Annotated in this window: 13 protein-coding genes; 6 read left to right on the top strand and 7 right to left on the bottom strand. The window is 45.2% G+C overall.

Features of this window, described 5'->3' with window-relative positions; translation table 11 throughout:
- Nucleotides 1-81: 81 nt before the first annotated feature.
- The 3 genes from cgtA to rplU form a co-directional block, all read right to left on the bottom strand.
- Nucleotides 82-1,248 (bottom strand): Obg family GTPase CgtA, encoded by a 1,167-nt coding sequence (gene cgtA, locus AC6I7V_RS01670; RefSeq protein ID WP_150895887.1) that lies wholly within the window; start codon nt 1,246-1,248, stop codon nt 82-84.
- Between the two features lie 249 nt (nt 1,249-1,497).
- Nucleotides 1,498-1,755 (bottom strand): 50S ribosomal protein L27, encoded by a 258-nt coding sequence (rpmA, locus tag AC6I7V_RS01665; RefSeq protein ID WP_032553028.1) that lies wholly within the window; start codon nt 1,753-1,755, stop codon nt 1,498-1,500.
- Nucleotides 1,756-1,774: 19 nt separating this feature from the next.
- On the bottom strand, nt 1,775-2,086 hold the full coding sequence (gene rplU, locus AC6I7V_RS01660; protein WP_032553027.1) for a 50S ribosomal protein L21: 312 nt from the start codon (nt 2,084-2,086) through the stop codon (nt 1,775-1,777).
- Between the two features lie 253 nt (nt 2,087-2,339).
- Here rplU and ispB point away from each other — a divergent pair, with 253 nt between their 5' ends.
- Nucleotides 2,340-3,311 carry an octaprenyl diphosphate synthase gene (gene ispB / locus AC6I7V_RS01655; protein WP_255231536.1) on the top strand — a complete coding sequence of 324 codons (972 nt, stop codon included), beginning with the start codon at nt 2,340-2,342 and terminating at the stop codon, nt 3,309-3,311.
- A 73-nt stretch (nt 3,312-3,384) separates the two neighbouring features.
- Here the strand turns inward: ispB and AC6I7V_RS01650 are convergent, their stop codons facing one another.
- The gene (locus tag AC6I7V_RS01650; RefSeq protein WP_372064143.1) at nt 3,385-3,576 is read right to left on the bottom strand and encodes a hypothetical protein; all 192 of its coding nucleotides are present in this window, start codon (nt 3,574-3,576) and stop codon (nt 3,385-3,387) included.
- Between the two features lie 121 nt (nt 3,577-3,697).
- Nucleotides 3,698-4,633: a malate dehydrogenase gene (mdh, locus tag AC6I7V_RS01645; RefSeq protein WP_032553024.1), complete on the bottom strand. Its 936-nt coding sequence runs from the start codon at nt 4,631-4,633 to the stop codon at nt 3,698-3,700.
- 332 nt (nt 4,634-4,965) lie between these two features.
- Between mdh and argR the strand changes: the two genes are divergently transcribed.
- The 4 genes from argR (at nt 4,966) to AC6I7V_RS01625 (ending at nt 10,129) form a co-directional block, all read left to right on the top strand.
- Nucleotides 4,966-5,436, top strand: a complete 471-nt coding sequence (gene argR / locus AC6I7V_RS01640) for a transcriptional regulator ArgR (protein ID WP_032553023.1) — start codon at nt 4,966-4,968, stop codon at nt 5,434-5,436.
- A 342-nt stretch (nt 5,437-5,778) separates the two neighbouring features.
- Nucleotides 5,779-6,747, top strand: a complete 969-nt coding sequence (locus tag AC6I7V_RS01635; protein WP_255231538.1) for a TAXI family TRAP transporter solute-binding subunit — start codon at nt 5,779-5,781, stop codon at nt 6,745-6,747.
- Between the two features lie 259 nt (nt 6,748-7,006).
- Nucleotides 7,007-9,586, top strand: coding sequence for a TRAP transporter permease (locus AC6I7V_RS01630; RefSeq protein ID WP_255231539.1), 2,580 nt, complete (start codon nt 7,007-7,009; stop codon nt 9,584-9,586).
- A 105-nt stretch (nt 9,587-9,691) separates the two neighbouring features.
- Nucleotides 9,692-10,129 (top strand): universal stress protein, encoded by a 438-nt coding sequence (locus tag AC6I7V_RS01625; RefSeq protein ID WP_255231540.1) that lies wholly within the window; start codon nt 9,692-9,694, stop codon nt 10,127-10,129.
- 72 nt (nt 10,130-10,201) lie between these two features.
- On the opposite strand, the gene AC6I7V_RS01620 is transcribed toward AC6I7V_RS01625, so the two are convergent.
- On the bottom strand, nt 10,202-11,164 hold the full coding sequence (locus AC6I7V_RS01620) for a D-2-hydroxyacid dehydrogenase (protein ID WP_498011211.1): 963 nt from the start codon (nt 11,162-11,164) through the stop codon (nt 10,202-10,204).
- A gap of 38 nt (nt 11,165-11,202) precedes the next feature.
- The gene (gene rluA, locus AC6I7V_RS01615; protein WP_498011210.1) at nt 11,203-11,937 is read right to left on the bottom strand and encodes a bifunctional tRNA pseudouridine(32) synthase/23S rRNA pseudouridine(746) synthase RluA; all 735 of its coding nucleotides are present in this window, start codon (nt 11,935-11,937) and stop codon (nt 11,203-11,205) included.
- 165 nt (nt 11,938-12,102) lie between these two features.
- Here rluA and AC6I7V_RS01610 point away from each other — a divergent pair, with 165 nt between their 5' ends.
- Nucleotides 12,103-13,374: an NRAMP family divalent metal transporter gene (locus AC6I7V_RS01610; RefSeq protein WP_255231543.1), complete on the top strand. Its 1,272-nt coding sequence runs from the start codon at nt 12,103-12,105 to the stop codon at nt 13,372-13,374.
- Nucleotides 13,375-13,407: the final 33 nt, after the last annotated feature.

The raw sequence follows: 13,407 nt of genomic DNA, 5'->3' as shown, positions 1-13,407 counted from the left end.
GCCTGATTCATCATCACCGATTCATGATTTAGATACAAAAAAACCGCAATATTAATTGCGGTTTTCGTCTAATCGGCTCAATTAGTCACGAACGTAGATAACATGACCGTCATCTTCTTCGTCATCCCAATCGTCCCAATCATCGTCAGTCACTACATCTTTGCCGCTCATCGCGTCTTTGTGGTAGTCATCCCACATGAAGTCGACTTTCTCTTCTTCAGTCACTTCTTCCTCTTCACGAGGTAGATTTTCCATGAAGTCAGCGAGTTTGTAACAAAGGTCTTTAGTACCCAGTTTGTTCACAGCTGAGATTTGGAAGTACTCGCCTTCCCAACCTAGAGCATCAATAATCTCTTGGATTTTCTCTTGCGCTTCTTCTTCAGGCATGAGATCAACTTTGTTGAACACTAACCAGCGAGGCTTTTGAGCCACTTTTTCGCTGTACTGCTCAAGCTCATCGATGATCGTGAGTGCATTCTGAATAGGATCCGATTGATCAATTGGCATGATATCGATCATATGCAGTAGTACACGACAACGCTCAAGGTGCTTCAAGAATCGAATACCAAGGCCAGCACCATCCGCAGCGCCTTCAATCAGACCTGGGATATCGGCAACCACAAAGCTCTTCTCTGGAACCACACTCACTACACCCAAGCTTGGGATAAGTGTCGTAAACGGATAATCCGCTACTTTTGGTTTCGCTGCAGAAACAGAACGAATGAAGGTAGATTTACCAGCATTTGGTAGACCTAGCATACCTACATCCGCAAGCAGCAGTAGCTCTAGACGAAGTTCACGAACCTCACCTTTAGTACCCATGGTCTTTTGACGAGGTGCTCGGTTAACAGACGACTTAAAACGCGTGTTACCTAGGCCGTGCCAACCGCCTTTTGCGACCATCACTTTCTTGCCGTGCTCAGCAACTTCAGCCACGATTTCATTAGTGTGGATATCAACAGCACGAGTACCTACTGGAACTTTCAATGTGATGTCTTTACCACGCTTACCTGTACAGTTACCACCACGGCCATTCTCACCACGCTCTGCATTGTAAAAACGTTGGAAACGGTAATCGATCAGTGTGTTTAGGTTTTCATCCGCTTGGATGTAAACATCACCACCGTCACCGCCATCACCGCCGTCAGGACCGCCTTTTGCTACGAATTTTTCGCGCCAAAAACTTACTGTACCATTACCACCATCACCGGCTTCTACTTTTACTACCGCTTCATCAACGAATTTCATTTTTAACTCCGCACTTTGCGCTGCGTATCACTCATCAGAGAATGATATAAATTCTAGCAGATCCGTATTTAGATCGATCACCTAAGATCTAGGGTCTATCTGCAACTAAGGAACAAATAAGAAGGGGTTCTTTGCTGTACACGTAACAAGAGCGCCTGCTTTTTTATTCTCGCTTTAATTTCAATCTCATTATAAATAAAAAACCCCGCCTAACGGCAGGGCTTTTAAATTCATCTTGAGACTGAGAAATTACTCAGAATCGATGCTAACGAATTTACGGTTTTTAGGACCTTTCACTTCGAATTTCACTTTACCTTCAGTAAGAGCGAAAAGAGTGTGGTCTTTACCGATACCTACGTTAGTACCAGCGTGGAACTTAGTACCACGTTGACGAACGATAATGTTACCTGCAAGAACAGATTCACCACCGAAACGCTTTACACCAAGACGTTTGCTTTCTGAATCGCGGCCGTTACGAGTAGAACCGCCAGCTTTTTTGTGTGCCATTGTTAAACTCTCCTATAACTTAAGCGTTAATGCCAGTGATTTTCACTTCAGTAAACCACTGACGGTGGCCAGCTTGCTTACGAGAGTGCTTACGACGACGGAACTTAACGATTTTAACTTTATCGCCACGACCGTGTTGTACTACTTCCGCAGTAACCTTACCACCTTCAACAAGAGGTGCACCAACAGTGATTTCTTCACCGTTAGCAACAAGAAGAACTTTATCAAATTCAACAGTTGCACCAGTTTCAACGTCTAATTTCTCTAAACGAAGAGTTTGACCTTCGCTTACACGGTGTTGTTTACCACCAGATTGGAAAACAGCGTACATATTTTACTCCGCTTTTTCCGCACAGCCTCATTTGGGTGTGCGCTAAACTAATCATCAATAGGGCGCAGATTCTACAGAGAAGATACGCCTTTGACAAGCCATATTTTTAAAAAATTGGCGAAAACCTGTTCGCCAAAGAAAAGTGCGGCAATCATGCCCTTAAGCGATGTATTAATCAACGTTTTTTAGTGTATTATTCAACAATTAATACAACGTATAAGCCTTACAGGGTCTAACTTTAGCCGGATGAACAATGGATTTTAAAGCTATCCAAGCGCTTACTGCCAATGATATGGCAAAAGTGAATGAAACAATTCAAGCCCAACTTAATTCTGACGTAAGTTTAATCAACCAACTTGGTTTCTATATCGTGAGCGGTGGCGGCAAGCGCCTTCGCCCTTTGCTTGCTCTTTTATCAGCTCGTGCTCTTGGCTATCAAGGTGACGCTCATATCACCTCGGCAGCCTTTATTGAATTCATCCATACAGCGACTTTATTGCATGATGATGTGGTGGATGAATCGGACATGCGTCGCGGTAAAGCAACAGCGAATGCAGCCTTTGGTAATGCAGCCAGCGTTCTGGTTGGTGATTTTATCTACACTCGTTCATTCCAAATGATGACAAAGTTAGGATCACTAAGGATCCTTGAACTGATGAGTGAAGCGGTAAACGTGATCGCGGAAGGTGAAGTTCAGCAATTAATGAACTGCAATGATCCAAACACCACTGAAGAAAGCTACATGCAGGTGATCTACTCGAAGACTGCACGCCTGTTTGAAGCAGCGACACAAATTGGCGCTATCTTGACTGAATCGTCACCTGAAGTCGAAACGGCAATGCAGAACTACGGTAAATACCTTGGCACCGCTTTCCAGTTGATTGATGATGTGATGGACTACACCGCAGATGGTAAAGAGATGGGTAAAAACGTGGGTGATGACCTTGCAGAAGGTAAACCGACTCTGCCACTGCTTTACGCCATGCGCAACGGTACACCAGAGCAAGCAAGTATGATCCGCGAAGCGATTGAGCACTCTAACGGTATGGAGAAGCTTGACGATATTCTTGCAGCAATGAAGGCGACAGGATCTCTAGAGTACACCACGCAGAAGGCGCACGAAGAGGCGGATAAAGCAATTGCCGAGTTATCTATACTTCCAGATTCAGAATACAAGCAAGCGCTAACAACACTGGCTCACCTAGCGGTAAAACGCAGCAAGTAGTCATTCAGCGCAACTGGGATTCGACAGATTAATAAAAAGAGCCCTCAGAGGCTCTTTTTTAGTTTTTGGGGAGTTAGTAACGGCTAGACTCCAATGAAAGTGGAAGTTGCGTATCAATCGCTTCTAGCTCTTCTAGCGGCACTGCATATTGCTCATGGGTGTGATAAGACTCAACTAAGGCGGTTTGCTCTTGCTCATCAATCACTAGCACCTTACCTAGGTGCCCCAAATATTCGACGTGCGTCCCTTTTTGTACTCGACTCATACCCTACCCTCGGTTTTCCATTTCAACGGGAATACGAGCCTTTAGCAAACAAAGATCAAAAGCCGAGATCAAAAAAACCGCTCATCAGAGCGGCTTTTGAATCAAGACAATCTAAATGCGCTTATTTAGCGAATTCAACACCGATTTCGATGTCGCCATTTAGAGTTTCTAGCATGCTGTCTAGTGCATTGCGCTCAAAGTCGCTGAGTTCACCGTAGCTCAGGATCGCCTCTGCACCTTCTTTACCAAGTTTCACTGGCTGTGCGAAGAATGGTGCGTGCTCGCCTTCACCTTCAACGTATGCACACTCAATAACGCCTTCTTCACCTTGAAGCGCTTTAACAAGTGCTAGACCAAAGCGACAAGCTGCTTGGCCCATAGATAGTGTCGCACTACCACCGCCCGCTTTCGCTTCTACTACTTCAGTACCCGCGTTTTGAATACGAGTTGTCAGTGCTGCGATCTCTTCGTCTGTAAACTCAACACCCTCTACTTGTGAAAGTAGTGGAAGGATTGTTACACCAGAGTGACCACCGATAACTGGTACACGGATATCGCCTGGATCTTTGTCTTTTAGCTCAGCAACGAATGTTTCAGAACGAATAACATCTAGAGTCGTAACACCGAATAGACGACGCTTGTCGTAAACGCCTGCTTTCTTAAGAACTTCAGCAGCGATTGGCACCGTTGTGTTCACTGGGTTCGTGATGATACCCACACAAGCTTTTGGACAAACAACCGCGATTTTTTCAGCTAGAGACTTAACAATACCCGCGTTTACATTGAAAAGATCCGCACGATCCATACCAGGCTTACGTGCAACACCCGCAGAAATAAGAACGACATCAGCACCTTCTAGCGCTGGAGTTGGATCTTCACCCGCGTATCCTTTGATCGAAACCGGCGTTGGGATATGGCTAAGATCAGCAGCAACACCCGGTGTTACTGGAGCGATATCGTAAAGAGCAAGATCAGAACCAGCAGGTAGGCGGTTCTTAAGTAATAGGGCTAGGGCTTGACCGATGCCACCAGCGGCACCAATAACAGCTACTTTCATTTGTTATTCTCCTTGAGAGATTTTCTCTTATAAATTCTTAGTAGGGTGATTTGTGAGCTAATTTAAGTTCAAAAACTATAATAATCACAAAGTGATTACAATCAATTAACGCCAGCTTTGCGACCTCGCGCAAGTCAATAAAACCGTGCTACACAGAGAATTTGTATTATGTGAATAATTGACTGAAATAACAAAGCAAATCGTCATTAATGGCATATTATTCTATTTAATGTTTACAGTGATATGACTAACAAATTGCCTGGATACTTTGGCTAAAACTGAATATGTATGCGAGAATATGCAAATAGATTTGTTTAGAAATAAGAAGACATATGCGCAATACCGAAAAACAAGACAACTTAGTTCGCGCTTTTAAAGCTTTACTAAAAGAAGAGCGCTTTGGCTCTCAAGGTGAGATTGTCGACGCACTCAAGCACGAAGGCTTTGAGAGTATCAACCAATCAAAAGTCTCGCGTATGTTAACTAAGTTTGGTGCGGTTCGAACTCGCAATGCGAAAATGGAGATGGTTTACTGTCTTCCCGCTGAACTAGGTGTTCCAACAGTTTCTAGCTCACTCAGAGAGTTAGTGCTAGATATTGACCACAATAACGCGTTGGTTGTTATTCACACAGGTCCTGGTGCTGCACAGTTAATCGCTCGCTTATTGGACTCTCTAGGTAAGTCTGAAGGCATCCTAGGCGTGGTTGCTGGTGATGACACTATCTTTATTACCCCAACGTTGGCAGTCACAACCAAACAGCTATTTGAGTCGGTATGTGAACTGTTTGAATACGCTGGCTAATGTTTGAAACGCCATAAACATTGCTCATACGAATGGATCATGAACACCTATAAAGTTCGTGATCCAAATCACATCCTGAAATATCCATCTCCAGCCACCAAAAATCACATAACTATTTGATTTTAAAAAATCTAGTTGCAACTAAAACGTTATATTAGTGCACCGTTATTTAGATTTTTTCGCTATAAGTTTTAACATTCGAGTAATTTACTGCCAATTTTTTGATATTATTCAGCCACTTTTTCATCACATGGATTGAAAAAGGTGCCGTTTCCAAAGAGGAAACTCCAGAAGCAACTACACTTGCTTCAGGGTTAATAATGAATAAAGGAAGGGAAATTCATGGCATTTACCAAACTTCTTAAAGTTGGTGCGATTGCAGCTGCTGTAATGGGCGCTGGCGCAGCTAACGCTCAAGAGTTCATCACAATCGGTACAGGTTCTGTTACGGGTGTTTACTACCCTACAGGTGGTGCTATTTGTAAACTCGTGAACAAAGGCCGCAAAGACCACAACATCCGTTGTTCAGTAGAATCAACAGGTGGTTCAATCTACAACGTTAACACTATCCGTGCTGGTGAACTGGATTTCGGTGTTGTTCAATCGGACTGGCAATACCACGGTTACAACGGTACAAGTAAGTTCAAAGATCAAGGCGAGTACAAAAAACTACGCGCTATGTTCTCTCTACACACAGAACCGTTCAACATCATTGCTCGTACAGACGCTGGCATCAATGGCGTTGCTGACCTAGCAGGTAAGCGCGTAAACATTGGTAACCCAGGTTCTGGTGACCGTGCAACTATGGGTGTTGTAATGGACGCTATGGGTTGGACTAACGACAGCTTCAAGCTAGCGTCTGAACTAAAAGGTTCTGAGCGTTCTCAAGCACTTTGTGATAACAAGATTGATGCATTCATCTACATGGTTGGTCACCCGAACGGTTCAATCAAAGAAGCAACAACGTCTTGTGACGCTAAGCTAGTTTCTGCAACAGGTCCTCAAATCGACAAGATCGTTGCTGAAAACCCATACTACGCATACAGCACAGTACCTGCAGGTATGTACCGCGGTACAGACGCTGACGTAAACAGCTTCGGTGTAGCAGCAACTATGGTAACAACGACTGACGTATCAGACGATGTTGCTTACAACGTTGCAAAAGCAGTATTTGAAAACTTTGACACGTTCAAACGTCTTCACCCTGCATTTGCAAACCTGAAGAAAGAGGACATGGTAAAAGCAGGTCTTTCTATCCCTCTACACCCAGGTGCTGAAAAATACTACAAAGAAGTGGGTCTTCTGAAGTAATCCCTCTTCAAACCTACTCTATCCAATAAGGAGGCGAGCCCTCCTTATTGGCTTTTCACGCTTTATAAAAAGAACCTAAGTGAAAAGAGACAAACTTTTAAGTCTCTCCAAATTGGAGAACTTACCTTCGTATCAAGCCTAAGACACAGTTGATCCAAAACGCATTTTCTTGTCAGTTCACTACACTAGATAGGAAGAAAAATTACGTATCGCTGTGACATGCGAAAAGGCTAGACCATCAATAATAAGGATAAAGTACATGACGCAGACAACATCACCGTCTTCTGATGTGCAAGAAATGGTGGCACAATCAGACACTGGAGCACGTAGCCCGAGCGGTATGCAAGGTCGTATTCTATGGTTTGTGCCGCTATGTTGGTCATTGTTCCAACTTTGGTATGCATCTCCGCTACCATTTATTTTTGACTTCGCTGTATTGAACGATACTCAAGCGCGAGCTATCCACCTCACGTTTGCTATCTTTCTTGCATTTACTGCTTACCCAGCATTAAAGAATTCTCCTCGCGACTATATACCAGCTCTTGATTGGATATTGGCGCTTGCTGGTAGTTTCTCTGCTGCTTATATCTACATTTTTTACACGGAGCTCGCTGGCCGTTCAGGCGCTCCGACGACTTTTGATATTGTGGCAGCGGTAACAGGTATGGTACTGCTACTGGAAGCGACACGACGTGCACTTGGTCCACCGCTTATGGTGGTTGCAGCTGTATTCCTGCTGTACACGTTCGGTGGTCCATACATGCCAGACGTGATCGCACACAAAGGTGCAAGTCTCAACAAAGCAATGTCGCATCTATGGTTAACGACTGAAGGTGTGTTTGGTGTTGCTCTGGGTGTTTCTACCTCATTCGTATTCTTGTTCGTACTCTTTGGTGCAATGCTAGAGCGTGCGGGTGCGGGTGCTTACTTCATCAAAGTCGCATTCTCACTGCTTGGTCACATGAAAGGCGGTCCTGCAAAAGCAGCTGTTGTGGCTTCGGGCCTATCTGGTCTTGTTTCTGGCTCTTCGATTGCTAACGTAGTAACCACAGGTACTTTCACGATTCCACTGATGAAACGTGTTGGCTTCCCTGGGACTAAAGCGGGCGCAGTAGAAGTAGCAGCTTCAACCAACGGACAACTCACTCCGCCAATCATGGGTGCAGCTGCATTCTTGATGGTGGAATACGTGGGTATCTCTTATGTTGAGGTTATCAAAGCAGCACTACTACCAGCACTTATCTCTTACATCGCTCTGATTTACATCGTTCACTTAGAAGCGTGTAAAGCGGGCATGACAGGTCTTCCTCGTCGTCACACTCCAACTGTAGTTCAAAGTCTACTATCGTTCACTGGCACGATTTTAGGTCTATGTATCATCAGTGCAGTGGTTTACTACGGTGTTGGTTGGACGAAAGATGTGTTTGGCGCAGCTGCGACACCTATCGTCACAGTCGCTCTACTTCTCTCCTATCTTGGTTTGGTTCGCATCTCAGCAAAATACGCTGAAGAGGGCGGTATCGAAATCGACGAGAACCTAACGGAAGTACCGGATCCAGGTCCAACCATCAAGTCAGGCTTACACTACCTACTGCCTATCGTGGTTCTAGTATGGTGTCTAACCGTTGAGCGCTTCTCTCCGGGTCTATCAGCATTCTGGGCAACGGTATTTATGATCTTTATTCTGATCACTCAACGTCCACTGATGGCGATGATGACCAAATCTGAAGATCTTGCGGCTCAAACAAAAGAAGGCTTTATCGATCTAGCTGAAGCACTGGTTTCAGGTGCGCGTAACATGATCGGTATCGGTGTGGCGACTGCCGCAGCTGGTACAGTGGTAGGTGTGGTAACACTTACTGGTATCGGTCTGGTTATGACTGACTTCGTTGAGTTTATCTCAGGTGGTAGCATCCTACTCATGCTGTTGTTTACTGCGGTAATTAGCTTGATTCTAGGTATGGGTCTACCAACAACAGCAAACTACATTGTTGTTTCAACCCTAATGGCGCCGGTAATCGTAACGCTAGGTGCAGCACACGGTTTGATCATTCCACTGATTGCCGTTCACTTGTTCGTGTTCTACTTCGGTATCTTAGCCGATGATACACCACCTGTTGGTCTAGCAGCTTTTGCAGCCGCGGCGATTGCTAAGTCGGATCCAATCCGTACTGGTATTCAAGGCTTTACTTACGATATCCGTACTGCCATCTTACCGTTCATGTTCATCTTCAATACCCAACTACTGTTGATGGGCATTGATTCATGGTGGCATTTAGCGCTGACGATCTTCTCATCGGTAGCAGCGATGCTGATCTTCTCTGCCGCGACGCAAGGTTGGTGGTTCACTAAGAATAAATGGTGGGAAACAGTACTCTTACTTGTACTTACCTTCTCTTTCTTCCGTCCGGGTTTCTGGTGGGACATGATCTACCCAGCGAAAGTTCTTTCACCAGGTGTTGAGATTGCGCAAGTTACTGAGCAGCTAAATGTAGGACAATCTATCGAACTAAGAGTCGGTGGTGAGAACCTAGAAGGCGAATACTCAGAAAAGACTGTGCGTCTGCCGTTTGATGACAAGGCAGCCACTGCTGAAGAACGTATCTCATCAATGGGTCTGATGCTAACCGAAGCTGACGGCAAGATGATTGTCGACATGGTTGAGTTTGGCAGCCCTGCTGAAGCGGCTGGTATCGATTTTGATTGGGAAATTAAGTCAATCATTCAAGATGCTGACCGACCAATGAAAGAATGGGTATTTGTTCCTACTCTATTGATCCTCATTGGCTTAGGTATGAACCAAAGAAGACGTGCTCGTAAGGATGAGATTAGCGCGTAACGATGGGAAGTGAGAGTATTCCAAACACTTTCACTTCTGTATTACACGGAAAGGATAGTACGGCGTTAGACTCGCTCAGCGCCGCTAAACCAAAGAGACAAAAACATGTACAGACAAATCCTTGTTCCAGTTGATCTTAATGACAAAGGCTTTTCAGACAAAGCCGTTGAACTTGCAGTATGGCACGCCAAACATAGCAACGCAGAGATTCACCTTTTGAACGTTCTGCCAGGTATTCACATGTCTATGGTTGCATCTTACTTCCCGAAAGATGCAGCAAACCAAATGAAGCAAGACGTAAAGCGTCAGCTTCAAGAGTTTGCAGATAAATACATCGATGACGAAGTGATCTACAAAGTACATGTGGCTGAAGGTAAAACCTACTCGACCATTTTAGACCACGCAGAGAAGCTAGGCGCAGACCTTATCGTTATGCCAAGCCATAAGCGCTCTAAGATTGATAAAGTGGTTCTAGGCTCTGTAGCAAGCAAAGTGGTACAGAACTCACCAATCAATGTTTTGGTGGTGAAGCCACAAGGCTAAGTTTATTCCGTTCTCAAGCACAAAAGGTTGGCTTCTATGCCAACCTTTTTATTGGAGGAATTAAACCAAAGACTACGTCACTAGATTTTGAGCGACCCCTGCTGCAAACGCGTCAATGTTATCCATTAGAATATCCGCCAGCTTCTGTATCGCACTATCGCTGCCCCACGCCACATGAGGTGTCAAAATAAGATTAGGTAAGTCACTGTTTGCTAAAAGAGGGTTAGACTTATCTGCCGGCTCAGCCGTGAATACGTCAACACCCGCCCCTGCAATCTCGCCACTGCGCAGCGCTTCAACTAACGCGACTTCATCCACCAGTCCACCGCGTCCTGCATTGATCAGCACACAATTTGGTTTCATCATCTGAAACTCTTCGCTAGAGATTACATTCTCTGTCTGAGCCGTTAACGGGCAGTGTAAGCTGATTGCATCCGCGGTTTTAAGTACCTCTTCAAAGGGCGTGTAACCCTCGCGGCAAGTGCTCGTTCCCTTGCGTTCAGCAAACACCACCTGCATTCCAATCGCTTTGGCCAAAACTGCAGTCGCTTGGCCTAAACTGCCACTCCCCAAGATACCTAAGATGCTGCCAGCAATATCTTGAATTGGGTGCGTGAAAAAGCAGAACTGTTTATCGCGTTGCCATACATCACGCTCGATATCTTGGTGGTAGCCCTTAAGGTTACGCTTTAAGGCGAACAGCATTGCAATCACATGTTCGGGAACGGACTGAGTCGCGTATCCCTGAATGTTACTGACTGAGATTCCATTACCTTGACAGTACTCCAGGTCAATGTTGTTTACGCCAGTAGCAGAGACAGCAATAAAACGCAGTTTAGCGGCGGATGATAAGTTGGAAGCATTCAGCACCACTTTATTCGTGATAACAATCTCTGCGTCTGCTATTCGCTCAGCGACTTGGTTCGGTTGAGTGAAGTCATACTCCACCCACTCATGTTCAAAACTCAACGCTTTTAAAGAGATCTGGGATGGAATGGTTGCCCTATCGAGGAACACCACCTTAGGCTTGCTCATTATTCTTCCTTGTTTCAACATTCGTCTATCAGTCCATTCTAACCTTTCAGCTTTTTGTAGTCTGGTAGTTCCTGCTCAATATCAAAATGTTGAGCGATCTGCGGCTTGGCTTCTGGGTAAAAGTCACACGGGACAAACGCGGTAAATAACTGGTCAGTCGCAGGATGATAAAAACTGAGTTCAGATGCATGAAGCTCTAATCGTTGAGAATAACTGAGTGCTGACTCCGTTGAGTAAAACTCGTCTCCCACTATCGGATGACCCAGTGCCATGGTATGAACACGCAACTGATGAGAACGCCCTGTAATCGGAAGCAAACGTAACAGAGTTGTATGCTCCTCACGCTGCGCTACTTGGTAGCGAGTCTGGGCAGGCTTGCCCTGTTCAAAACACACTTTCTGTCGAGGTCTATTTGGCCAATCACAAATCAAAGGCAGGTCAACCTCCCCTTCAGCCCGCGCCACTTCACCCCACACCCGAGCGTAATAAAGTTTATGAGTTAATCGATACTGAAATTGCTTCTTTAAATGGCGCTCAGCCTGTTTATGCTTGGCAAACAGCATCAGACCTGAGGTCGACATGTCCAAGCGATGCACGGCTTGCGCCTGTGGGTAAGCCTCTACAACTCGGCTCCACATACTGTCATAGTGCTTTGGCTCTCGGCCGGGAACCGACAGTAATCCTGATGGTTTGTTGACCACTAAGATATCTTCATCTTCAAACACAACTTCAATCCAAGGATCGGTCGGAGGCGTGTATTTAACTAATGCCATGATATTTTTTTCGTCTCATAGATTTCTCAAAAATAAAAGCAAACCAAAATGTACATTTATAATTACAAATAAAAGCCAATATCGTACATTTTAATTGACAGTAATTTTAAACATGTTATTGATAAGGAAACAGGAGCTTAACAAGAAAAACCCAAGGATGTATTAATGGAAAACACGGTCACCGCCCCTCACCCCACTCAACCAACGCCGCTATCTGGATTACTGAAATCACTCGGTCCAGGGATAATGATGGCAGCTGCTGCCGTTGGTGGCTCTCACCTAGTCGCATCCACAAAAGCAGGGGCTATGTATGGCTGGCAATTGGCCGCGCTGATCGTTCTGGTCAACCTTTTTAAATACCCATTTTTCCGAGCTGGCATCCAGTACACCTTAGGTACTGGGCAGAGCCTAGTCGAAGGCTACTCTAACCTTGGGCGTCCTTACTTACTCGTCTTCACGGTGCTTAGTGCGATCTCTGCGGTCGTGAATACCGCTGCATTGTTATTGTTCAGCGCGAGCCTACTCAGTTACTTTATTCCTTTCGAACTCGCCACTAGCACGCTATCAATCATTGTGCTTGCGACCTGTTTGATCATTCTGTTTGCAGGACATTATCGTGCTCTAGATATGCTCTCAAAAACGATCATGGCTGTATTAACCATTACCACTTTGGCTGCGGTGGCGATTGCGTTTGGTTCACCCATCGAACCAGCAGCGACCTTTGAGCCACCTTCACCGTGGTCTCTGGCTGCGATTGGATTCATTGTGGTAACCATGGGTTGGATGCCAGCCCCAATTGAGATCTCAAGCATCACCTCGATGTGGCTTAAGAGCCAAAAAACCAAGCATGACGTAACCGCGCAATCCGCTCTGTTTGACTTCAATGTAGGTTACATTGGTACGGCACTACTGGCTTTAGTCTTCGTTGCACTTGGCGCACTGGTACTGCATGGTTCGGGGGTTGAACTCTCAGGTTCTGGTGTTGGTTTTACCCATCAATTAGTTGGTATCTATGCTTCAACCATTGGAGAATGGTCACGCCCTCTGATCGCCATTATCGCTTTCTTTTGTATCTTCGGCAGTACCATTACAGTGATCGACGGTTATTCACGAGTCTTGGCCGAGTCACAACGACTGCTCACCAATAAAGCGGACAGCCCTAAAATGTTACAAGGCTGGATCATTGTCGTCTCCATAGCTGCGATCGCTATTGTCATGTTCTTCACGTCCGCTCTAATGCCGATGCTAAACTTTGCGATGGTGTTGGCGTTCGCTACCACACCATTCTTTGCTCTACTTAACTACATTTTGGTGAGCAAAGCAGAGCTGCCTAAAGCCTTAGCACTAGGGTCAAAACTGAAACTGCTATCAATTGCCGGTTTGGTTTACTTATTCGGCTTCCTTGCTCTGTTTGTCTGGTGGAAGTGGTTCATGTGACACTCTAAATAACGCTTTTAAACAGATCTAAAA

The sequence above is a fragment of the Vibrio sp. KUL70 genome (assembly GCF_059725515.1).
The sequence above is the reverse complement of the archived record's forward strand: the minus strand, read 5'-3'. Positions and strand labels throughout refer to the sequence as shown.